Origin of the sequence: Marinobacterium sp. xm-d-564 (genome assembly GCF_013283345.1) — a bacterium.
In the GTDB taxonomy this organism is placed as follows: Bacteria; Pseudomonadota; Gammaproteobacteria; order Pseudomonadales; family Balneatricaceae; genus Marinobacterium_E.
The window spans coordinates 428,445-449,423 of sequence record NZ_WBYO01000001.1; the positions used below are offsets into that span (position 1 = coordinate 428,445).

The window sequence follows — 20,979 nt, forward strand, 5'->3', positions numbered from 1 at the left end:
ACCGCTGGATACATCCCATCCTGGATATGCCCAGCTCTATTTCATCCCTGAAACCGCTGGATACATCCCATCCTGGGAATAAAAAAGCCCCCTGGCGGGGGCAAGCACTTTGGAAGCGTTAGAAGAAACCCAGTGGGTTAATGTCGTAACTGATAAGCATGTTCTTGGTCTGTTGGTAGTGATCCAGCATCATCTTGTGCGTTTCACGGCCAACACCTGATTTCTTGTATCCACCAAATGCTGCGTGAGCAGGGTAGAGGTGGTAACAGTTCATCCATACACGACCGGCTTGAATGCCGCGACCCATACGGTATTGAACGTTGCTATCGCGTGTCCATACACCAGCACCAAGACCGAAAGTGGTATCGTTAGCGATTGCCAGTGCTTCCGCTTCGTCTTTGAAGGTACAGACTGAGACAACCGGTCCAAAGATCTCCTCTTGGAAGACGCGCATGTCATTGCTGCCTTTAAGAAGAGTTGGTTGGATGTAGTAGCCTTTGGATAGATCGCCATCCACTGCGTGAACGTCACCACCCATCAATACCTCTGCACCCTCATCACGACCGATCTGTAGGTAGTTAAGAATGCGATCGAACTGCTCTTGTGATGCCTGAGCACCCACCATGGTGTCAGTATCCAGTGGGTTACCACGTTTGATCTGTTTAGCGCGTTCAACCACCATCGCAAGGAACTCGTCTGCAATATCTTCTTGTACAAGAAGACGTGATGGACAGGTACACACTTCACCCTGGTTAAAGAAGGCTAGTACCGCACCCTCAACGGCTTTGCTGACAAATTCAGGTTCAGCGTTCATAACATCCGAGAAGTAGATGTTAGGTGATTTGCCGCCTAGCTCAGTGGTTGATGGAATAATGTTTTCGGCTGCACACTTCATGATGTGTGAGCCAACAGGCGTAGAGCCTGTGAAGGCAATCTTCGCAATGCGTTTGCTGCTAGCCAATGCCTGACCGGCCTCTTCACCAAAGCCGTTTACAATATTAAGTACGCCCGCTGGTAGAAGATCGCCAATCAGCTCCATTAGAACCAAAATTGAGGCAGGAGTCTGCTCTGCAGGCTTAAGAACCACACAGTTACCGGCGGCAAGAGCTGGTGCCAGTTTCCAGGCAGCCATCAGTAGTGGGAAGTTCCATGGGATAATCTGTCCAACCACGCCCAGTGGCTCGTGGAAGTGGTAGGCAACCGTTTTATTATCAATTTCACCAATGCTTCCCTCTTGTGCACGAATACAGCCGGCAAAGTAACGGAAGTGGTCAGAAGAGAGTGGGATATCGGCTGCTAGGGTTTCACGAACGGCTTTACCGTTGTCCCAAGTTTCAGCAACCGCCAGCATTTCACTGTTTGCATCGATAACGTCAGCAATTTTTAACAGTAGGTTAGAGCGTTCTGTAACAGAGGTTGTGCCCCATGCATCTTTAGCTGCTTCAGCAGCATCAATCGCTAGGTTGATATCCTCTTCAGTCGAACGTGGGATTTCACAAATCGCTTCACCGTTTACAGGAGTGTGGTTTGTGAAGTATTGGCCTTTAACTGGTTCTACCCATTGGCCGCCGATGTAGTTGCCGTATTTTGCTTTGAAAGAGACAACAGCGCCTGCGCTGCCTGGATTTGCATAGATCATCGAAGAATCCTCATTTGTTTTTTTTAGTCGAGGGGCTATTGATTAGCCTGACCTCACTATGAAGAGTTTCGATAAGATCCCCTATCGGCCATAAGGCTCTTTTTAATTGGTACTAAAGTACCGTTTTTGAAAGAGCAATGTGGTGTGCGGGAAAGTAGTGATAGAATCGAACTACTTTCAAGGAGTAGTCAGTGACCACAAAACGTTTTCTCAAAACTTTTGACGAGCTATCGATTGATCAGCTTTACAAGATCATGAAACACCGCTCGAACGTTTTTTTCTTAGAGCAGAGCTGTCAATGTGAAGATCTGGATGATAAAGATCAGATTGCGCAGCACCTCTGGTTAGAAAACAGTGCCGGTGAACTGGTTGCCTATGCACGACTCTTCTTACCCAACCAAGTCTATGCTGAATCCTCGATCGGTAGGGTCCTAGTTCCCAAAGCCGAACGGGGAAAAGGGTTTGCAAACACCCTAACAGAAGAGGCGATTCATATACTGGAGACCCTCGCGCCGGGTGTCGCTATTCGCTTGTCGGCACAACTACCCGTCGAGGCGTTTTATCAGCGCTTTGGTTTTCAATCCTATGGTGAAGTCTACGATGAGTGCGGTATTGCTCACATTGGCATGATTCGAGACGCTTAAACCTATGCCTTCTTACCAGTTCCTAGTCGTTGATGATCACCCCCTCTATAGAGAGGCGGTCGTTAATGTTTTAATCGACCTCTACCCCGATGAGCAAGTCGCCGAGTGCGGTCAATTCAGCGAGGTTGATCAACTCATTGAAGCGCAGCAGCCGGACCTGGTTCTATTGGATCTTAATATGCCTGGGGTTCAAGGTTTATCAGGACTGCAACACATTCGATCTCACCATCCCGATGTTGCGGTTGCCATTGTCTCCGCAGAGGAGAATAAACAACTAGTACTGCAAGCTTTAGCACTTGGAGCCGTGGGTTATGTGCCCAAGTCTCTGCCTAAGCAGGCCCTCGGTAAGGCGATAGAGCAAATACTGGCGGGTGATCTCTACATGCCTGCAGAGCTGTTGCGCCAAGCGTCACCTCAGCAGAATAGTAGTCATCAGCTTCACGATACGCTGAGGGCGCTGACTCGAAAACAGCTTTTGGTGTTAGAGCAGCTTGCCCAAGGGCGCTCAAACAAACAGATTGGTGATGAGTTAAACCTTTCAGAGAGCACAATTAAAACGCACGTCTCTGAAATACTGCGTCGATTGGGTGTCGATAACCGTGTTCAGGCGGCTAATCAAGCCTCTTCCATAGACTTTTCGATCTATCTCTAGCCCAACAGCTGTCGCAAGCGCTGCCTAAAGAGTAAAGGCTTTAGCGGTTTGTGCAGCAGGCTAAAACCCTCTTGTCGAATCGTCTCATTGAGACTCTGGCTATGGTTGGCCGTCACGACCAGTACAGGAATATCGATGGAGCTCTGCTCAAGTAAACGCTTTGCTAGATCGATGCCGGTACCCTGATCCAGATGGTAATCTACGATTAACAGATCAACGCTTCCCAGATCGATCTTATCCCCTAAGGCTTCACCGTTCAGTGAGGTCGCGACATTAGCCCCCCAGTGTGTGAGAAGCTGACTCATGGCTTCACAAATGGTCGCATCGTTATCGACCACGAGGATCTGTTTACCCTGAAGGGATGAGGAGAGAGAAGGATGGAGGGTGGATGGATCGTTAGCCGGCTCCTGTGCTCTATTTAAAATTGGGATCTCAAGGCTGAAGACTGATCCTTTGCCCAGTGTCGATGTCACAGTCAACGTATGGTTTAACACCTTTGCAATTTTATCGACGATCGATAGGCCAAGCCCTAACCCTTTATCGTGCGCTTTGTCCGCATTGGGTAGTCGTTTGAACTCATCAAAGATGCTCTTCTGATCCTCTTGGCTAATTCCCTCACCAGTGTCCCATACCTGTATCAGCAATTTGTCACCACGTTGCCTTGCGGAGAGTAGGACGCCGCCTGTTTTGGTATAGCGGATCGCGTTGGTCAGAAGATTGCGCAGTAATCGAATCAGTAGCAGCGAGTCACTGTGTACCCAAGCGTTACAGGTTCGATGTTTAAACTTCAGTCCGGCATGTTGAGCCGCAGCCTCAAACTCCGTTGAGAGTTGCTCCAAAATCGGTGCAACTCTGATATTGGTTTTATCCGCATGGACAACGCCTGCATCCAACTTGGAGATATCGACCAGCGTTCTCAAAAGGTTCTCTACATCGTTGAGTGAACGAGTCATCGAATCTACCAGTGACTTTGGACGATCATCCAAGGGTTGCTCGGCGAGAGTGGTGGCGAACAGTCTGGCGGCATTCAGAGGTTGCAGTAGATCATGGCTAACGGCCGCTAGGAATTTCGTTTTTGAGAGATTGGCTTGCTCGGCGACTTGGTTGGCTTGACTCAGCTCTCTATGGCTTAGGTTAAGCTTTTCCAGCGCTTGGTTCAGTGCATCGGTGCGCTCTCTGACCTGTTCAGCAAGCGTAACGGAATGCTCAAAGGCGGAGTAGGGGTTTGCCAGTTGAACGGCGCCTGACTCCAGTCGCTCTATCAGCGCTTGGTTGATCTTGCGCAGCTTTGCGTTCTCTTTCTGCGCAGCGTCTAACTCAGACTGACTCATTCAACCGTCTCTGTCCGATGGCGACTGCAGTAAAAGTTTGGTTAATATGCATGCCTGAGAATTGCTCACCGTAGGTGTTCAAACCAATCACATTAAAGGCTTTTAGAAGTTCTGAAACCTGCTGATCTTCACCTTTAAGTTCGGCTTCCCTGCGTCGTAAAAAACAGTCGCAGCCAATCACTATCTGTGGTTTTCCAATGCGACTCTCAATGCCATTGAATAGATCGATCAGATTCTCTTTTAAATCCTTGGGCTGCATCAGTGTTAACGCGATGCCATTCTCCATTGCGCAAAAGAACGTCAGGCTGGAATCGGGCTCAATGGATTGGATGGAGCGAATAAAATACTGCTCACCAATTTTGACAGCCAAGGGGTTGAGCGTGCAGATATCGTTATTTAACTGATCGACTGATAGCTCAAGTGCATCGGCATACTCGGTCGCCGCTAGGTCGGCATTGAGTTCATTGACTTTTCTGTTTTGCGGTTCAGCGTCCGTCACCACAAACTTGTTATCGGTTGGGAGTAGGTGGTGGGTTGTAAAAACCTCAAACTCAAATCGTGTATTGACCATCAAAACGGCCGCCGCGTCGGTATGGAAATCACCGTCAAAAAAGACATGGGTGGTGGCTAGATTGACGTCATCACCCGCCGATCCGCCAAAGCTGGGGATTGAGCCAAGTGCAGAGTTGAGGGTGGCAAGAAAGATCTCTTCGTCAATTGAAAGGCCATCAACCAAAGTAATGGCAAAGCCGTTCAGTGCAGCGCTTGAAAGGGTGCACTGTGACCGCAACTGATCCAGCATGGTTTGAGCATTGCCTAGAGTGAAGCGTTTCAGGTTCTTCACGGAGCCGACTTGAACACAAAAATCCTGGTTAGAGAAACCAATGGCTGTAATCGACCCGCGCTCATAGCCGTTAGGGGTTATCTCTCCGGCTGTCGTGCAGCCTGAAATGCCAATGTCATGAAACTGTTCGTTTAATGCATAGCCCAACTTCGCAAGATTGAAAGAGGCTGAACAGAAGAACAGTACAAATTGAATTGAGGGATCGTTGAACTGATGTTTCAGCTCTTTCACGGCCAGTTCGGGATCGCTGTTGCTGGACGAAGCGGTAAATATCGATTGAGCGTTCACTTTTGTGTTCTTTTTGTTTTTAGAACACCCAGTATAGAAAAAACAGAGGCGGGATCAACCCGCCTTTAGAATGATTATTTAAGGCTATGAACCTTGGTAACCAGTGCTTTAAACAGTTTCGGGTTAGCGGCGATCAGCTCACCTTTGCCGCGGATGTCAGTTCCGCCTGTAAAATCAGCCGATAGGCCACCCGCTTCGCGAAGAATGAGTAGGCCTGCATCGATCTCTTCTGCCACCACGCCTTTCTGAACAACGCCGTCAATTCGACCGGCTGCAGTGTAAGCTAGATTCAGTGCGACAGAACCGGTGCTGAAAATGTCAGCGTTCGCTTCAATCAGTGCGCGGTTAATGTTCAGTTGTAGATCAAGGTTGCTCTTGTCTGAAGGACGACCCAAGAAACCGGTTCCGATCAGAGTGCTATCAAGCGCTTTGCTGTTGCTGACACGAAGGCGTTTGCCGTTTAGCTGTGCGCCTTGACCGTTGCTCGCAGTAAACTCTTCACCGGTAATGGGGTTAAGAATCAGTGCGTGTTCAACTTTACCGCGGATAGTTCCAGTAATGCACAGCGCAAAAGAGGGGATTGCGTTTGAAAAGTGAACAACACTGTCGATAGGGTGTACTCGCCACTCACAAGGGTTAGGGCCCTCTTCTTGAGCTGGGTACTCACCTGAATACTCACCGAAGATGCTGTGGTGTGGGTTCGCTTTTTGGATGTTAAACGCAATAGTGCGTTCAACGTTTTTGCACGTATCGCTTAAAAAAGTAGCGACACTCGACTGCTCGCTTTTAATGAGGTCGAGACGTTCTAAAGCGTGAGTGATCTGTTCACTAGCCTGACGGGCAGCCCGTAGGGCGATGTTAACCATTGGTTGCATCAGTAAGTATCCGGAATTGTTAAAAGAGCGAATTTCATTATACCTCAGACCGCTACAAAACCGCTACTATCGAGCAGATGTGATTCATGGCGTCATCTGTTAGAATCACGCCCGCTCAGGGAGAGACAGATGTTAGATAAAATCCGAATCGTGTTAGTTAATACCACCCACCCAGGGAACATTGGTGCTGCTGCGCGTGCTATGAAGAATATGGGGCTGTCTGAACTCTGTCTGGTAGAGCCCAAACTCTTTCCTCACCCTGAAGCCAATGCTCGCTCTTCGAGAGCGGATGATATTCTTGAATCTGCACTGGTCGTTGAGTCGTTACAGGAAGCAGTTGCGGATTGTCAGTTGGTGGTGGGCACCAGTGCTCGAGGTCGTCACATCCCTTGGCCGATCGTTAACCCTAGAGAGTTATCAGCTCAAGTTTCAGAGCGACTCTCCCACTCTTCAGATGATTTCAAAGTAGCTATTCTGTTTGGTCGTGAAGATCGTGGCTTAACCAATGAAGAGCTGCACGCTTGTCATCTGCATGTTCATATTCCGACCAATCCCGATTTTAGCTCATTAAATGTCGGCGCAGCTGTGCAGGTGATCGCGTATGAACTGCGCATGGCGCTGCAAGAGTCGGTGGTTGAAGAAGCGCCGCAATGGGGTGTGGATTGGGATATTGAGTTGGCAGATCAAAAAGAGATTGAGCTGATGTTTAATCATCTTGAGCAGACACTGATCGATATTAAGTTTCTCGAGCCTGATAATCCAAGACAGTTAATGACTCGGTTAAGAAGACTGCTACTAAGGGCGGTACCAGACAAAGTAGAGGTCAATATTTTGCGTGGCATTTTGACCAAGATAAATCGCTCAATCCGTAAAGATTAATAGTTGACTAAAATTGTAGGATTAATAGTTGACTGTTTTTGTAGGGTTTTAGATAATACCTTTAACACAATAGGGTGTAGGAAGGTCTTATGCGACTTACAACCAAAGGGCGATATGCCGTAACCGCGATGCTTGATTTGGCGCTCAACAAAGAGAAAGGACCAGTCAGTTTGGCGGATATTTCTGAAAGACAGGGTATCTCTTTATCCTATCTTGAGCAGCTTTTTGCCAAGTTGCGTAAGTGCGCACTGGTGACCAGTGTGCGGGGGCCAGGTGGAGGCTACCTGCTCAATCTGGAGTGCGAACAGATTACTGTAGCATCTATCATCGATGCGGTTAATGAATCGATTGATGCTACAGGCTGTAACAGCCAAGGTAACTGTCAGGCCGGTGAGACCTGTTTGACGCACCATCTGTGGAGCGATCTTAGCGATCAGATCCACAACTTTCTTAGTGATATTAGCCTTGCAGATCTTTTGAAACGCAGGGATGTAATGGCTGTTGCAGATCGTCAAAGCCAAAGTACGGCAGCTGACGGGTTAATTCCCTCTGTTGCCAGCGCATAAGAGCCATAACTCAGTTTAACGTTTTTGGAGAGAGAGTATGAAACTGCCGATCTATCTAGATTACTCAGCGACAACACCGGTGGACCCTCGTGTTGCTGAAAAGATGATGGCGTGCCTTACCCCAGATGGTAACTTTGGTAACCCAGCGTCACGTTCGCACCTGTTTGGTTGGAAGGCGGAAGAGGCGGCTGAGACTGCCCGTCGCCAGGTAGCAGAGTTGATTGGTGCAGACCCTCGTGAAATCGTCTGGACCTCAGGCGCTACCGAATCGGATAACTTGGCCATTAAAGGTGTTGCGCACTTCTACCATAAGAAGGGTAAGCACATCATTACCTCTAAGATTGAGCACAAAGCGGTCCTCGACACCTGTCGCCAATTAGAGCGTGAAGGGTATGAAGTGACCTACCTAACACCGGGTAGCGACGGTCTGATTACGCCACAGATGGTGGCAGATGCGCTTCGCGATGACACCATTCTTGTCTCTCTGATGCACGTCAACAATGAGATTGGCACGATTACTGATATTGCGGCGATCGGTGAATTGACTCGTAAGCACGGTGTGCTGTTCCACGTAGATGCTGCGCAAAGTGCTGGCAAGTTACCAATCGATATGGCCGAGATGAAGGTCGATCTAATGTCACTTTGTGGCCACAAAATGTATGGCCCGAAAGGTGTCGGTGCACTGTATGTGCGTCGTAAGCCACGTGTACGTATTGAAGCTCAAATACATGGTGGTGGCCATGAGCGCGGTATGCGCTCAGGTACTTTGGCAACTCACCAGTTGGTTGGTATGGGTGAAGCCTGCGCGATTGCTCAAGCATCGATGGAGCAAGAGCATAAGCGTTTGGCTGAACTTCGTGATCGTTTCTGGTCACAAATCAGCGATATGGAAGAGGTTCATATCAATGGTTCTGTTGAGCAGCGCTACCCAGGCAACCTGAATGTGAGTTTTGCCTTTGTTGAGGGTGAATCACTTCTGATGTCTCTGAAAGATTTGGCGGTCTCTTCTGGTTCTGCTTGTACATCAGCAAGCCTTGAGCCCTCTTACGTGCTACGTGCATTGGGCCTCAATGATGAGATGGCGCACAGCTCGATCCGTTTCTCTTTTGGTCGATTTACGACCGATGAAGAGGTGGATTACGCAGCGGCACAAGCACGTGTGGCCGTAGAAAAACTTCGTGAATTATCGCCTTTGTGGGATATGTACAAGGACGGTGTGGATTTAACTAAGGTTGAGTGGGTACATCACTAATACTCAGTGAGAGGAGATCAGCATGGCTTACAGCGATAAAGTAATTGATCACTACGAGAATCCTCGTAATGTTGGCAAAATGGAAAGTGATGATCCACACGTAGGTACCGGCATGGTCGGTGCACCTGCATGTGGTGACGTAATGAGACTTCAAATCAAAGTCAGTGATGACGGCGTGATTGAGGATGCAAAGTTTAAAACCTATGGTTGTGGCTCTGCCATTGCATCTAGCTCATTAGTGACTGAATGGGTCAAAGGTATGACACTGGACGAGGCGGCTGAGCTGAAAAATGCTAAAATCGCTGAAGAGCTAGCGCTTCCTCCCGTTAAGATTCACTGTTCAGTTTTGGCAGAAGATGCAATCAAAGCAGCCATTGAAGATTACCGCGGCAAGCAGAAGTAATCGCATTTAACCTCTGGTAGACAGTTTAGGTAGAAGGTTTTTATGTCAATTTCGATGACGTCAGCAGCTGCTAACCATGTGGCTAAGTATTTAGAAAAACGCGGCAAGGGCATTGGTATCCGTTTAGGGGTTAAGACCTCAGGATGTTCAGGCATGGCGTACGTTCTGGAGTATGTTGACGAACTTAACAGTGAAGACTCTGTATACGAGTTTGAGGGCGTTAAGGTTGTTGTTGATCCAAAAAGCCTTGTCTATCTAGAGGGTACAGAGCTCGACTTCGTCAAAGAGGGGCTCAACGAAGGCTTTCAGTTCAATAACCCGAACGTCGCCAGTGAGTGTGGTTGCGGCGAAAGTTTCCATGTTTAAACCGGTTAAGGCTTAATTCTTGAATCTTTCTCAAAACTATTTCGAACTCTTCGGTCTTGAAGCAGGTTTTGTTCTTGATCGTACACTCCTCGATACAGCGTTTCGAGAGCTGCAAAAAGAGTATCACCCAGACCGATTTGCTCACAAAGGTGATGCTGAACAGCGCCAGGCTGTGCAGAACAGTACTCACCTCAACACCGCCTATGAAACGCTTAAGTCACCACTCTCGCGTGCACAGTACCTTCTCTCATTACAAGGTGTGCTGACCGGTGAAGAGTCCAGAAAGCAGCTGCCAATGGACTTTTTAATGCAGCAGATGGAGCTTCGCGAAACCTTAGCTGAAGCGCCCGAAGCAGCAGACCCTTTCGCTACTCTAGAAGCTTTAGAGTCACAAACTGTGGCGTTGGAAAAAGCCTGCTTTGATCATTTTCAGGTGGCTTATGCGGGTGGTGATTTGGAGTCGGCTGAAGAGTCTGTTCGCAAGCTGCAATTTTTAAAGAAACTACTGTCTGAGATAGAGGCCATGGAAGATCGCCTCGATGAGGAGTTTTAGTCATGGCGCTTTTGCAAATTGCAGAGCCCGGAATGAGTTTGGATCCCCATCAACGTAAGTTGGCGGTAGGGATCGATTTAGGCACCACTAATTCACTGGTGGCGTCGGTTAGAAATGGTGTTGCAGAGACACTTTCTGATGAGGCAGGGCGCCATTTGCTGCCCTCGGTTGTCCACTACTCAGAGGCTGGTGCCATCGTCGGTGCTGAAGCGCTGTCGAGAGTAAGCGACGATCCATTTAACACGATTCAATCCATTAAGCGCTTAATGGGTCGCTCCTCAAATGAAGTGTTAACTTTAGGCGATCAACTTCCTTATCAGTTTTCAGAAGGCGAGGGGGGGATGCCCTACCTCAAAACAGCCTTGGGTGATTTGAGTCCGGTTCAAATCTCTGCGGATATTCTTAAAGCGCTTTCAGCTCGTGCTGCCGAATCTTTGGGTGGTGAGCTTGAAGGGGCTGTTATTACGGTTCCAGCCTACTTTGATGATGCACAGCGTCAGGCCACCAAAGATGCGGCCACGCTGGCCGGCTTGAAAGTTCTTCGCCTTCTGAATGAGCCTACTGCGGCAGCGGTCGCTTACGGTTTAGATCAACAGGATAAAGGCGTCGTAGCGGTTTACGATTTAGGTGGCGGTACCTTTGATATCTCTATACTGCGCCTGACTAAGGGTGTGTTTGAGGTGCTGGCTACGGGTGGAGATTCGGCGCTTGGGGGTGATGATTTTGATCACGCTTTAGCTGAATGGTTGCTAGAGCAAGCGCCTGAGCTAGAGCGTACACCTGCGGTTATGCGATCTCTTATGGTTCAAGCGCGCCGTGCAAAAGAGTCACTGACGGATTCAGATTCAGTCACTCTAACCTTGGCTAATGATCAAGAAGTTTTGGTGACGCGTCAGCAGTTTGAACAGTTGACGGCACCCCTTGTGTCGAAAACGCTTCGTGCCTGCAAACGTACCTTAAAAGATGCGGGCATCAAGCCAGATGAGATCAACGATGTTGTGATGGTGGGTGGTTCAACTCGTGTGCCAGCCGTTGTTGCTGGGGTCGAGGCGTTCTTTAATCGCCAGCCTCATACCGACATAGATCCTGATCGTGTGGTGGCGGTGGGTGCAGCTCTTCAGGCCGATATTTTAGCGGGCAATAAACCGGATGCAGAGCTGCTGCTGTTAGATGTGCTCCCTCTCTCTTTAGGGTTGGAGACTATGGGTGGTTTGGTTGAGAAGGTAATTCATCGCAATACGCCGATTCCTGTTGCTCGCGCTCAAGAGTTTACAACCTACCAAGATGGTCAAACGGCTATGTTGGTGCATGTGCTGCAAGGTGAGCGTGAGTTGGTAGATGACTGCCGATCACTGGCTCAATTTACTCTGCGCGGTATCCCTCCTATGGCGGCTGGCGCCGCTAAAATCCGAGTCACCTTTCAGGTTGATGCGGATGGTCTATTGAATGTCTCAGCCAAAGAGCTATCAACCGGTATTGAGAGTGCGGTTCAAGTGAAACCCTCTTACGGTTTGAGTGACTCTGAAATTACTCAGATGCTAACGGATTCTTATCAGTTTGCTGCAGATGATAAAGAGCGGCGCGCCTTGCGTGAACAGCAGGTTGAGGCAGATCGTTTAATCGTATCGCTTGAAGCGGCGATTGCTGAAGATGGCGAGCAGTTGCTGAGCGATCAGGAGCGACAGGATCTTCTTTCAGAAATTGACGTTCTGCGTTCGCTTCGTGATGGTGCGAGCTCTAAAGCGATAGAGTCCGGCGTAGAGCATCTCGCCCAAGTAAGTGACTTCTTCGCAGCCCGCAGAATGGATCAATCAATCCAAAAAGCGTTGCAAGGCCAGCGCGTTGATCAATTAGATTAGGTAAATGTAATGACTCAAGTGATCTTCCTACCCCATGAAGAGTTGTGCCCAGACGGCAAAGTGATCGATGTGGAGCCGGGTGTTACGATCTGTGATGCAGCACTGGCGAACGATATTCATATTGAGCACGCTTGTGAAAAATCTTGTGCTTGCACTACTTGTCATGTCGTCGTCCGTGAGGGTTTTGATAGCCTCGAGGAGTCCGACGAGTTAGAAGATGACATGCTCGATAAGGCCTGGGGCCTTGAGCCTGAATCGAGACTAAGTTGCCAGGCCGTTGTCGGTGATGAAGATCTTGTTGTTGAGATTCCTAAATACACCATCAATCAGGTATCAGAAGGGCATTGATCCTTCTAAAGCATCTCTGAAAAGGGTCCGTAAAGCGGGCCTTTTTTGTTGTGGTTGAAGGGCTATTTATCTTTCGTCGCATAACGTATAATCCGCGCACAAATTTTAACCCATAATTTAATTAAAGGATTACACAGTCATGGCTACTGAACGTACTCTATCTATCATCAAACCAGATGCTGTTGCTAAAAACGTTATCGGTGAGATCGTTTCTCGTTTCGAAAAAGCAGGCCTAAAAGTTTCTGCTATGCAGATGAAACAGCTTTCACAAGCTGATGCTGAAGGTTTCTACGCAGAGCACAAAGAGCGTCCTTTCTTCGGCGACCTAGTCTCTTTCATGACGTCTGGTCCAGTTGTTGTTCAGGTTCTTGAAGGTGAAAACGCTATCGCTAAAAACCGTGAACTAATGGGTGCAACTAACCCACAAGAAGCAGCTGAAGGCACTATCCGTCGTGACTTTGCTGAGTCTATCGATGCGAACGCAGTACACGGTTCTGACTCTGCTACTTCTGCAGCACGCGAAATCGAATACTTCTTCGGCGCATAATGACGCCCAAGGTGCTCTCCGTTGATCGGAGGGCGCCTTTTTTTTGGTCCAAAGCTCATGGCAGAACAGAAAGTAAACCTTATCGGTCTATCACCTACTAAACTTGAAGATTTCTTTGAGGAGATGGGTGAGAAGCGTTTTCGTGCAACTCAAGTTCTAAAGTGGATTCACCAGCAGGGTGCCAGTTCGTTTGATGAGATGACGAACATCAGCAAAGCCCTACGTGAACGCCTATCTGAGGTTGCTGAAATTCGTGAGCCAGAGGTGTTACTGGATAAAACGTCCAAAGATGGTACCCGTAAATGGGTCATCCAGATGGATGGTGGTTCAGCGATTGAGATGGTCTTGATTCCCGAAGGGGATCGCCGCACGCTCTGTGTCTCTTCACAGGTGGGTTGTTCTTTGGACTGCAGCTTCTGTTCAACAGGCAAGCAAGGCTTCAACCGAAACCTTAGCGCTGCCGAAATCATCGCTCAGCTTCGTGTCGCTATCCGTTCCTTTGGGCCATTTGACCCAAGTGGTGAACGACGCGTATCCAACGTCGTGTTAATGGGTATGGGTGAGCCGCTGATGAACTTTGATGCTGTGTTTGATGCAGTACAGTTGATGATGGAAGATAACGCCTATGGTCTCTCTAAGCGTCGTGTGACCCTGAGTACGGCCGGTGTGGTTCCTAAAATCGACAAGCTTGCTGAATTGGGGGCTGATGTCTCATTGGCGATCTCTCTGCACGCCCCAAATAATGAGCTGCGTGATCAGTTAGTGCCTATCAATAAGCGCTACCCGATCGAAGAGCTAATGGCTTCGGTCAAACGCTATTTCGATAAGCTGTCGGATCGACGTGTAGCAACGATCGAGTACACACTGATTGCTGGTGTGAACGATCAGCGTGAGCATGCTCGTCAGCTGGTTAAGTTGCTTCGTCAGGTACCTTGCAAGCTTAACCTGATTCCATTTAATCCTTTTCCAAATTCTGGATACGATCGCCCCTCTGAGCAGGCAATTCAGGCATTTAAGTCTGAGATGTTGAAAGGGAATATTCTAACGACCGTTCGCCGTACTCGTGGCGATGATGTGGATGCGGCCTGTGGCCAGCTCGTCGGCCAGGTTGAGGATAAGACTCGTCGTAGCGCGAAGTACATCGAACTTCACAATCAAACGAGCTAGATTTATTGACACTATTCTACTATCGTTAATGAAACTAACTTTAAGTTTCTAAACGGTATTTTGTGTCCCTATTCAAAGCAGTAACTCTTTTTTGCTCTATTACTTTGGCAGGCTGTTCCGCTTTTTCATCGAGTGAACAACCTAAAGGGCGAATAGATCAATCTGCCCTAGCAGCCTACACCAAGCTGGGTATGCAATATCTCCAGGCGGGTGATACGGCATCGGCAAAAGAGTCTCTTCAACAGGCTGCTTTGGCCGACCCTGGCTATGCCCCAGCGTTGAATGGTTTGGCAATGGTGTTTCAAGCCGAGCGTGAACCAGAACTGGCCGATCAATATTTTCAAAGAGCCACTCAAGCAGACCCTAACTCTGCCATGATCTTTAACAACTATGGCGCCTTTCTTTTTTCTCAGCAGCGGTTTGAAGAGGCCTGTAAAGCCTTAGCAAGATCAACTGAAGATCCTTTCTATACACAGCGAGCACAAGCATTTGAAAACTTGGGTCGCTGCTACCGTCTGATCGATCGTGATTCCGCTGCGGAGCACGTCTTTAATCGTTCAGTGACACTGTCACCACTTCGGGTGACGGCTCATATTGAGCTTGCAGATCTTTACTTAGATAAAGGACAGGCTTCACTGGCCGCTCAACACTATGCAATCTTTCAACAGCAACTTGATGCTCAAGAGACCCAGCACTTTGCCAAAAGTCTTTGGGTTGGTGTAAGGTTAGCCAGACATAGTGGGAACCCATCAAAAGCGGCAAGTTATGCGCTGCTTTTGAAGAACCTTTATCCGAATTCCGAAGAGTATAATAAATTTAAGGATACTGGCCTGTGACAGACCATGATCTATTGGGCGATAGCCTCTCAGGATTTGAAAACCACAAGCTGATTGCTGCCCGTGAATCATTGGGTATCTCTGCTGGTGCGCTGCAGCGAGATCTGAAGCTAACCAGTGCTGTTTTTTCTGCGATTGAAGCGGGTGACCTTGATCAATTGGGTCAGCCGGTGTTTGCGCGTGGTTATATTCGTAACTACTGTAATCGAGTTGGGTTGGATCCTGAGACCTTTGTTGAACAGTACAATGCGGCTATTGGTCAGCGGCCTGTTAAACGCCGCTCAGCCATTAAATCAGCGGGTTCAGCGACCGCCGGTACGGTGATGAAACTCAACCCGCGTCGTGCAAGTTCGCTATTAACACTCCTCTTTCGGTTGGTCATCATTGCGGCTCTTTTAGCAGGTCTTGCTTTTGGGGCTTCTCAAATTAATTGGCCGACACTTGGGCTGTCCGGTTTGTTTGGTGGTTCTGAACCTGAAGAGCAGCAGAGCAGTCAGGCGCTTCCGCCATTGGCAGGAGAGTCTGAGGGTCTTTCAATACCTATCAAAACAATGACTCAAGAGTCTAATGAAGATGCGGTGGTTGAAGCGCCCAAAGCGATTGAGCTACCTAAGCCTGCTGAAACGCCTGATCTCGAATCTAAAACGGCGGCCGTTCCAGTCAAAACAGAGCAGCCCAAACCGGCGGAAAAGTCCGAGCCTAACGAACCCTTGACCGCTTCACCTGTTAATACGAGTGGTTCAGATGGTGTGACGATTAAATTTAGCGATGTCAGTTGGCTGAATATCAAAGATGCTACCGGTGAAGCGCTGTTTAACGGGCTATCAAAAAAAGGACAGGATCTGACAATCAAAGGTAAAGCCCCGTTTTCAATTGTCATTGGACGTGCGAATGCAGTCAGTTCTGTAACTTTTGATGGCTCAACAGTTGATTTAGAACCTCATACCAGAAAGAATGTAGCCCGTTTAACATTATCGCGATAATTAGATCGCACATTACGGGTTATAAAATTGGCAAAGCTACAAGCCATTCGTGGTATGAATGATCTTCTGCCAGACCAGTCACCGGTCTGGCAGTATCTAGAAACTCAAGTAAAAACGGTCCTGCAGGCTTATGGCTATGCTGAGATTCGTACCCCTATCGTAGAACAAACTGAGTTATTCAAACGCTCAATTGGTGAAGTAACCGATATCGTTGAGAAGGAAATGTACACCTTCGAAGATCGTAACGGTGATAGTTTGACACTTCGCCCGGAAGGGACTGCAAGTTGTGTTCGTGCAGCAGAACAGCACGGCCTGCTTTACAATCAAGTCCAACGCCTTTGGTACACTGGTCCAATGTTTCGTCATGAGCGCCCGCAGAAAGGTCGCTATCGTCAGTTCCACCAGGTAGGTGCTGAAGCTTTCGGTATGGATGGTCCTGATATTGACGCAGAAGTGATCATCATGAGTGCTCAACTTTGGAAGCGCTTAGGGTTGATCAATTCCGTTGAGCTTCAATTAAATACCTTGGGTTCAGCTGAAGCTCGTGCACGGTTTAAAGAGGACCTTGTCAGCTATCTGTCGGCTCGTAAAGATCAGCTAGATGCTGACAGTCAGCGTCGCCTTGAGTCTAATCCACTCAGAATATTGGACTCTAAAGATCAAAACACCCAGCAGCTATTGAACGATGCACCTCATTTTCATGATTACATCGACGAAGAGTCCAAAGCACACTTTGAACAGTTGAAGTCACTGCTCGAGGCTGCGGGTATCGAATACCGTGTTAATTCTCGCTTGGTGCGTGGTCTAGACTACTACGGTAAGACCGTATTTGAGTGGGTGACCGATGCGTTAGGCGCCCAAGGTACTGTCTGTGCCGGTGGCCGATACGATGGACTGGTGAGTCAATTAGGTGGCAAGCCAACCCCGGCTGTCGGTTTCGCAATGGGTGTCGAGCGTCTGGTTCTTCTCCTTGAAGAGCTGCAACTGGTTCCTGAGAGTGTTCGTCAACGTATCGATGTCTATGTCATCGGAATGGGGGATGATAATCTAGCGACCGCGATGAGTGTTGCTGAAACGCTTCGTCACGAGGCGGGCCTTCGAGTTCAGTTGCATTGCGGCGGCGGTGGATTTAAAAGTCAGATGAAAAAGGCTGATAAGAGTGGAGCAGATTTTGCCATTCTTATCGGTGACGATGAGCGTGCTGCGTCCGAAGTGAGTTTAAAACCGCTGCGTGGTAATGGCGATCAAGTTCGAGTTGCTCAAGATTCACTGGTCAGTGAATTGAAAGGTAAATTTAGTCTTTAGGTTGGAGAGTATAGTGGCTGAGCTACGTACAGAAGAAGAGCAGGTTGAAGCGCTCAAAAGTTGGTGGAAAGAGAACGGTAAATCCCTAATCATGGGTGTCGTAATTGCTGTGGCTGCTGTGTTTGGGTGGCGTGGCTGGAATCAGTATCAAGATGACTTTGCTGCAAACGCTTCCGCTATGTATGAGTCGATTCTCAATCCTGTCGCAACCGCTTTGCCACTGGATGATGCCGCGGTTACGTCCTTGATACAGGTTGGGAAAGATCTTCGCGCAGATTATGCATCGAGCGCTTATGCCCCTATGGCGGCAATGGTGTTAGCTCGTGTATCAGTGAATGCTGGCGATTTAGAAGGTGCGCTTGAGCAGCTCGATTATGTGATTACGAGTGAAGTCTCGCCATTAGATATGAAGTCTTTGGCTACAATCCGTAAAGCGAAAGTGCAATTAGGATTAGGGCAAGCTGAAGCAGCTAAAGCGTCATTAGCACAGTTAAGTGGCTCAGATTTCCCATCACTATTTGCTGAGGTTCAGGGAGATGTGGCTGCTGCAATGGGAAACGCTTCGGAAGCGAGAGCTTCGTATGAAGCGGCAATGGCGTCGGCCGATCCTCAGCGCAAGCAGGTGATTAAACTGAAATATGATGATTTAGCGACTGGAGATGCATCGTAATGAATCTCATTAGACGTGCCTTTGTTGTAGCAGCTGCAACCAGTCTTTTGTCTGGTTGCGGTATTTTTTCTGGTGAAAAAGAGTCCGGCCCACAAGAGTTGGTCGCGTTTGAACAAGAGAAAGCCTTCAACCTTGTTTGGAGTGCAGATGTGGGTGCGTCGTTTGGGGATGAGTTTCACCAGTTTAAGCCAGGTGTGACAAACGATTCGTTACTGATCTCTGATAAGCAAGGACGAATCTCATCCTATGCGCTGGAATCGGGTGCGCTGAACTGGAGCGTTGACCTGGATGCCGAAATCAGTGCAGGTGTCGGTGCAGGGTTTGATCTAGCATTAGTGGTTCTTGATAGCGCTGAACTGGTGGCGCTATCTGCAAAAGATGGTTCGGAACAGTGGCGAGCTCAGCTGAAGTCCGAAGTGACGGCTCAGCCACAAGTGGGCACGTCACTGGTTGTTGTTCAGCAGGTGAATGGTCAGCTAGCCGCCTTTGATCGCATTACCGGTGAATCTCGTTGGGTCTATGATGCTCAAGAGCCTGCACTGACGCTTCGTGGTACCGGTACTCCCCTCATGCTGAGTGATGGTGTCGTAGCTGGATTTGCTAACGGTAAGGTAGTCGCACTGGCGGGCGAAACAGGTATTCCAGCCTGGGAGATTCGTGCTGCTGATGCGATGGGTCGTTCCGAGTTTGAGCGTCTAATGGATTTGGATGGTGGCTTTGCAATAGCAAACGATCTTATTCTGACCGGCGGGTATCAAGGTCGTGTTGTAGCGATCAACCCGCGCACGGCGTCAACAGTCTGGACTCAATCTTTCTCTACTTATCAAGAGCTGGCGGTCGGTTTTGGTAATGTCTATGCGGTAGATGCAAAGGGAGCGGTTGAGGCCTTTGATGTCTCGTCGTCAGCCAGTGTTTGGCGCAACTCTGATTTTTCTAATCGAGGCTTATCGGCACCGGTAGTGGTCGGTAACGAAGTAATTTTTGGGGATGCTCTGGGCTACCTACATGCCCTGTCGCAAATCGACGGGCGTCCTATCGCTCGAGTCAATTTGGGTAGTTCACCTGTCACGGCGGATCCAGTCGTGGTAGGGGATACAACATTTGTACTCAGTAACTCGGGTAAATTGAGTGCTTTAACGCTAAAATAGCAAAAGCCTTTTAATTTTATATAAGGCGGTGACCTGACTTGCGGGTTGCCGCCTTCTGTTTTTTGGAATCAGGTGAGCAATATGCTTCCGGTAATTGCCCTAATTGGGCGCCCTAATGTCGGTAAATCGACCCTGTTTAACCGCTTGACCAGATCGCGTGATGCGCTGGTTGCCGATCTTCCTGGATTGACACGTGACCGTAAGTACGGTGAAGGTGATCTAGGGGAGCGAGACTATATTGTCATAGATACTGGTGGTATCACGGGTGACGAGAGCGGTATTGACCGTGAAATGGCACAGCAGTCTTTTCAAGCAGTTGATGAAGCCGATATCGTTCTGTTCCTTGTGGATGCTCGTGCAGGTATCAACCCAGCTGACGAAATGATTGCAGATCATCTGCGTCGTCACGAGAAAAAAGTCTACCTTGTAGTCAATAAGACCGATGGATTGGATCCTGATATCGCTCGCTCTGACTTCTATGCGCTGGGTATTGGGGATCCGCTCTCCATTGCAGCGGCTCATGGTCGCGGTGTTCGTCAGTTGATTGATATGACATTAGATGAAGCCGGTGTGCCATACCCTGAAGAGGGCGCAGAGCCGGAAGAGGAAGATGATGGCAATATTCGTATCGCCATTGTTGGTCGCCCTAATGTGGGTAAATCTACGCTGGTAAACCGAATGCTTGGTGAAGAGCGCGTAGTGGTATACGACCATGCAGGGACGACTCGAGACAGTATCTACATTCCATACGAGCGAGATGGCCAGCCATACACTCTAATTGATACGGCCGGGGTTCGCCGTCGTCGTCAAGTGACAGAGGCGGTAGAGAAGTTCTCAATCATCAAAACGCTTCAGGCTATCAAAGATGCCAATGTTGTTGTCGCAATCATTGATGCGCGTGATGGTGTCACTGAGCAAGATCTAAACATGCTCGGCTTCGTGATCGACTCTGGCCGAGCTCTGGTAGTTGCACTGAATAAGTGGGACGGCATGGACTATGAAGCAAAAGAGAAGGTTAAGACTCAAGTAGAGCGCCGCATGGGGTTTGCGACCTTTGCTCGTTTCCACTTCATCTCGGCGCTGCATGGAACGGGTGTTGGCGATCTTTATCGGTCAGTGAACGAAGCCTACCGTTGTGCAATGAAAAAATGGTCGACTAATGAGCTGACTCGTCTGCTTGAAGATGTTGTAGCTGATCATCATCCACCAGCGGTCAATAATCGCCGTATTAAGTTGCGCTTTGCTCACCAGGGTGGTTCAAACCCGCCTATCATTGTAGTGCATGGAAATCAGACCAACGCACTGCCGGGCTCTTATAAGCGCTATCTTGAGAATCGCTTTACCTCGCTTCTAAAAGTGCGCGGAACACCGATTCGCTTCCAATTTAAAACGGGCGATAACCCTTTTTCTGGCAGAGTGAATAAACTCTCCGGTCGCCAGGAGGCTAAAAAAGAGAGACATCGTCAGCACATTAAAGAGATGAAGAAGCGAGCGAAAGATAAAAAGCGTAAGCGCTAATCTTTCTCCCACTCCTACAAAAAACGCACCTTATTAAAGGTGCGTTTTTCATTACTGCAAACCCAGTAAAAATAAATGTTCAAAAAAGTGTGTTTTTTTACAAAAAAGGGGTTGAATAAAAATTGGGTGTCGGTAATATACGCACCTCGCTTGAGACGAGTACTCAAGCAGCCACCAAGAGATCGGTGGCACGCTCTTTAACAATTAATCAGGTAATGCGTGTGGGCGCTTGTTGAGGTTGAGCACAAAAGCTTAACAAGACAAGCAACCTATATGTGAATTCATTTAGCGTAATGTTTTTCTTGA

The 20,979-nt window shown here is 48.5% G+C and carries 22 protein-coding genes; 18 read left to right on the plus strand and 4 right to left on the minus strand.

The features are described from left to right. Positions 1 to 118 precede the first annotated feature (118 nt). On the minus strand, positions 119 to 1,639 hold the full coding sequence (locus XMD564_RS02225) for an aldehyde dehydrogenase family protein (protein WP_173480707.1): 1,521 nt from the start codon (positions 1,637 to 1,639) through the stop codon (positions 119 to 121). Positions 1,640 to 1,830: 191 nt separating this feature from the next. Here XMD564_RS02225 and XMD564_RS02230 point away from each other — a divergent pair, with 191 nt between their 5' ends. Beyond that, positions 1,831 to 2,283, plus strand: coding sequence for a GNAT family N-acetyltransferase (locus tag XMD564_RS02230; protein ID WP_173480708.1), 453 nt, complete (start codon positions 1,831 to 1,833; stop codon positions 2,281 to 2,283). 4 nt (positions 2,284 to 2,287) lie between these two features. Then, positions 2,288 to 2,935, plus strand: coding sequence for a response regulator transcription factor (locus XMD564_RS02235; RefSeq protein ID WP_173480709.1), 648 nt, complete (start codon positions 2,288 to 2,290; stop codon positions 2,933 to 2,935). Here the strand turns inward: XMD564_RS02235 and XMD564_RS02240 are convergent. The 3 genes from XMD564_RS02240 to XMD564_RS02250 form a co-directional block, all read right to left on the minus strand. After that, positions 2,932 to 4,266 (minus strand): hybrid sensor histidine kinase/response regulator, encoded by a 1,335-nt coding sequence (locus tag XMD564_RS02240; RefSeq protein WP_173483758.1) that lies wholly within the window; start codon positions 4,264 to 4,266, stop codon positions 2,932 to 2,934. The genes XMD564_RS02235 and XMD564_RS02240 overlap by 4 nt on opposite strands. After that, positions 4,253 to 5,398 (minus strand): nitric oxide-sensing protein NosP, encoded by a 1,146-nt coding sequence (gene nosP / locus XMD564_RS02245; RefSeq protein WP_173507724.1) that lies wholly within the window; start codon positions 5,396 to 5,398, stop codon positions 4,253 to 4,255. Before nosP ends, XMD564_RS02240 begins: the two co-directional genes overlap by 14 nt. Before the next feature lie 74 nt (positions 5,399 to 5,472). Then, the gene (locus XMD564_RS02250) at positions 5,473 to 6,273 is read right to left on the minus strand and encodes an inositol monophosphatase family protein (RefSeq protein ID WP_254442795.1); all 801 of its coding nucleotides are present in this window, start codon (positions 6,271 to 6,273) and stop codon (positions 5,473 to 5,475) included. Positions 6,274 to 6,402: 129 nt separating this feature from the next. Here XMD564_RS02250 and XMD564_RS02255 point away from each other — a divergent pair, with 129 nt between their 5' ends. The 16 genes from XMD564_RS02255 (at position 6,403) to der (ending at position 20,673) form a co-directional block, all read left to right on the plus strand. Further along, a complete protein-coding gene (locus tag XMD564_RS02255; protein ID WP_173480712.1) occupies positions 6,403 to 7,152 on the plus strand; it encodes an RNA methyltransferase in 750 nt (249 codons plus the stop codon). Positions 7,153 to 7,241: 89 nt separating this feature from the next. Further along, positions 7,242 to 7,718, plus strand: a complete 477-nt coding sequence (gene iscR / locus XMD564_RS02260; RefSeq protein WP_173480713.1) for a Fe-S cluster assembly transcriptional regulator IscR — start codon at positions 7,242 to 7,244, stop codon at positions 7,716 to 7,718. A gap of 37 nt (positions 7,719 to 7,755) precedes the next feature. Beyond that, positions 7,756 to 8,970, plus strand: a complete 1,215-nt coding sequence (locus XMD564_RS02265; RefSeq protein ID WP_173480714.1) for an IscS subfamily cysteine desulfurase — start codon at positions 7,756 to 7,758, stop codon at positions 8,968 to 8,970. 22 nt (positions 8,971 to 8,992) lie between these two features. Further along, positions 8,993 to 9,373, plus strand: coding sequence for a Fe-S cluster assembly scaffold IscU (iscU, locus tag XMD564_RS02270; protein WP_173480715.1), 381 nt, complete (start codon positions 8,993 to 8,995; stop codon positions 9,371 to 9,373). 42 nt (positions 9,374 to 9,415) lie between these two features. Next, positions 9,416 to 9,739, plus strand: coding sequence for an iron-sulfur cluster assembly protein IscA (gene iscA / locus XMD564_RS02275; RefSeq protein WP_173480716.1), 324 nt, complete (start codon positions 9,416 to 9,418; stop codon positions 9,737 to 9,739). Positions 9,740 to 9,758: 19 nt separating this feature from the next. Next, entirely contained in the window at positions 9,759 to 10,292 is a 534-nt protein-coding gene (gene hscB / locus XMD564_RS02280; protein WP_173505608.1) for a Fe-S protein assembly co-chaperone HscB, read from the plus strand. A gap of 2 nt (positions 10,293 to 10,294) precedes the next feature. Beyond that, positions 10,295 to 12,151: a Fe-S protein assembly chaperone HscA gene (gene hscA, locus XMD564_RS02285; RefSeq protein WP_173483756.1), complete on the plus strand. Its 1,857-nt coding sequence runs from the start codon at positions 10,295 to 10,297 to the stop codon at positions 12,149 to 12,151. Between the two features lie 9 nt (positions 12,152 to 12,160). Then, positions 12,161 to 12,499 carry an ISC system 2Fe-2S type ferredoxin gene (gene fdx / locus XMD564_RS02290; RefSeq protein WP_173480719.1) on the plus strand — a complete coding sequence of 113 codons (339 nt, stop codon included), beginning with the start codon at positions 12,161 to 12,163 and terminating at the stop codon, positions 12,497 to 12,499. 139 nt (positions 12,500 to 12,638) lie between these two features. After that, positions 12,639 to 13,046 carry a nucleoside-diphosphate kinase gene (gene ndk, locus XMD564_RS02295; RefSeq protein ID WP_169450197.1) on the plus strand — a complete coding sequence of 136 codons (408 nt, stop codon included), beginning with the start codon at positions 12,639 to 12,641 and terminating at the stop codon, positions 13,044 to 13,046. Between the two features lie 57 nt (positions 13,047 to 13,103). After that, on the plus strand, positions 13,104 to 14,213 hold the full coding sequence (rlmN, locus tag XMD564_RS02300) for a 23S rRNA (adenine(2503)-C(2))-methyltransferase RlmN (protein WP_173480720.1): 1,110 nt from the start codon (positions 13,104 to 13,106) through the stop codon (positions 14,211 to 14,213). 62 nt (positions 14,214 to 14,275) lie between these two features. Continuing rightward, positions 14,276 to 15,049: a type IV pilus biogenesis/stability protein PilW gene (gene pilW / locus XMD564_RS02305; RefSeq protein ID WP_217363716.1), complete on the plus strand. Its 774-nt coding sequence runs from the start codon at positions 14,276 to 14,278 to the stop codon at positions 15,047 to 15,049. Further along, complete coding sequence (locus XMD564_RS02310) at positions 15,046 to 16,032, plus strand: RodZ domain-containing protein (protein WP_173480721.1); 987 nt, start codon at positions 15,046 to 15,048, stop codon at positions 16,030 to 16,032. The genes pilW and XMD564_RS02310 overlap by 4 nt, the downstream gene beginning before the upstream one ends. A 27-nt stretch (positions 16,033 to 16,059) precedes the next feature. Then, a complete protein-coding gene (hisS, locus tag XMD564_RS02315) occupies positions 16,060 to 17,337 on the plus strand; it encodes a histidine--tRNA ligase (protein WP_173480722.1) in 1,278 nt (425 codons plus the stop codon). Positions 17,338 to 17,350: 13 nt separating this feature from the next. Further along, positions 17,351 to 18,007 carry a tetratricopeptide repeat protein gene (locus XMD564_RS02320; protein ID WP_173483754.1) on the plus strand — a complete coding sequence of 219 codons (657 nt, stop codon included), beginning with the start codon at positions 17,351 to 17,353 and terminating at the stop codon, positions 18,005 to 18,007. Next, complete coding sequence (bamB, locus tag XMD564_RS02325; protein ID WP_173484545.1) at positions 18,007 to 19,155, plus strand: outer membrane protein assembly factor BamB; 1,149 nt, start codon at positions 18,007 to 18,009, stop codon at positions 19,153 to 19,155. The genes XMD564_RS02320 and bamB overlap by 1 nt, the downstream gene beginning before the upstream one ends. 81 nt (positions 19,156 to 19,236) lie before the next feature. Further along, positions 19,237 to 20,673, plus strand: a complete 1,437-nt coding sequence (der, locus tag XMD564_RS02330) for a ribosome biogenesis GTPase Der (RefSeq protein ID WP_173507725.1) — start codon at positions 19,237 to 19,239, stop codon at positions 20,671 to 20,673. Positions 20,674 to 20,979: the final 306 nt, after the last annotated feature.

Bases quoted from the DNA above. Each gene is read 5' to 3' on its own strand.
- hscA (WP_173483756.1), top strand. From the start codon at position 10,295: ATGGCGCTTTTGCAAATTGCAGAGCCCGGAATGAGTTTGGATCCCCAT.
- der (WP_173507725.1), top strand. From the start codon at position 19,237: ATGCTTCCGGTAATTGCCCTAATTGGGCGCCCTAATGTCGGTAAATCG.
- rlmN (WP_173480720.1), top strand. From the start codon at position 13,104: ATGGCAGAACAGAAAGTAAACCTTATCGGTCTATCACCTACTAAACTT.
- ndk (WP_169450197.1), top strand. From the start codon at position 12,639: ATGGCTACTGAACGTACTCTATCTATCATCAAACCAGATGCTGTTGCT.
- iscA (WP_173480716.1), top strand. From the start codon at position 9,416: ATGTCAATTTCGATGACGTCAGCAGCTGCTAACCATGTGGCTAAGTAT.
- XMD564_RS02255 (WP_173480712.1), top strand. From the start codon at position 6,403: ATGTTAGATAAAATCCGAATCGTGTTAGTTAATACCACCCACCCAGGG.
- XMD564_RS02250 (WP_254442795.1), bottom strand. From the start codon at position 6,273: ATGCAACCAATGGTTAACATCGCCCTACGGGCTGCCCGTCAGGCTAGT.
- XMD564_RS02240 (WP_173483758.1), bottom strand. From the start codon at position 4,266: ATGAGTCAGTCTGAGTTAGACGCTGCGCAGAAAGAGAACGCAAAGCTG.
- bamB (WP_173484545.1), top strand. From the start codon at position 18,007: ATGAATCTCATTAGACGTGCCTTTGTTGTAGCAGCTGCAACCAGTCTT.
- XMD564_RS02265 (WP_173480714.1), top strand. From the start codon at position 7,756: ATGAAACTGCCGATCTATCTAGATTACTCAGCGACAACACCGGTGGAC.
- iscU (WP_173480715.1), top strand. From the start codon at position 8,993: ATGGCTTACAGCGATAAAGTAATTGATCACTACGAGAATCCTCGTAAT.
- XMD564_RS02235 (WP_173480709.1), top strand. From the start codon at position 2,288: ATGCCTTCTTACCAGTTCCTAGTCGTTGATGATCACCCCCTCTATAGA.
- fdx (WP_173480719.1), top strand. From the start codon at position 12,161: ATGACTCAAGTGATCTTCCTACCCCATGAAGAGTTGTGCCCAGACGGC.
- iscR (WP_173480713.1), top strand. From the start codon at position 7,242: ATGCGACTTACAACCAAAGGGCGATATGCCGTAACCGCGATGCTTGAT.
- XMD564_RS02225 (WP_173480707.1), bottom strand. From the start codon at position 1,639: ATGATCTATGCAAATCCAGGCAGCGCAGGCGCTGTTGTCTCTTTCAAA.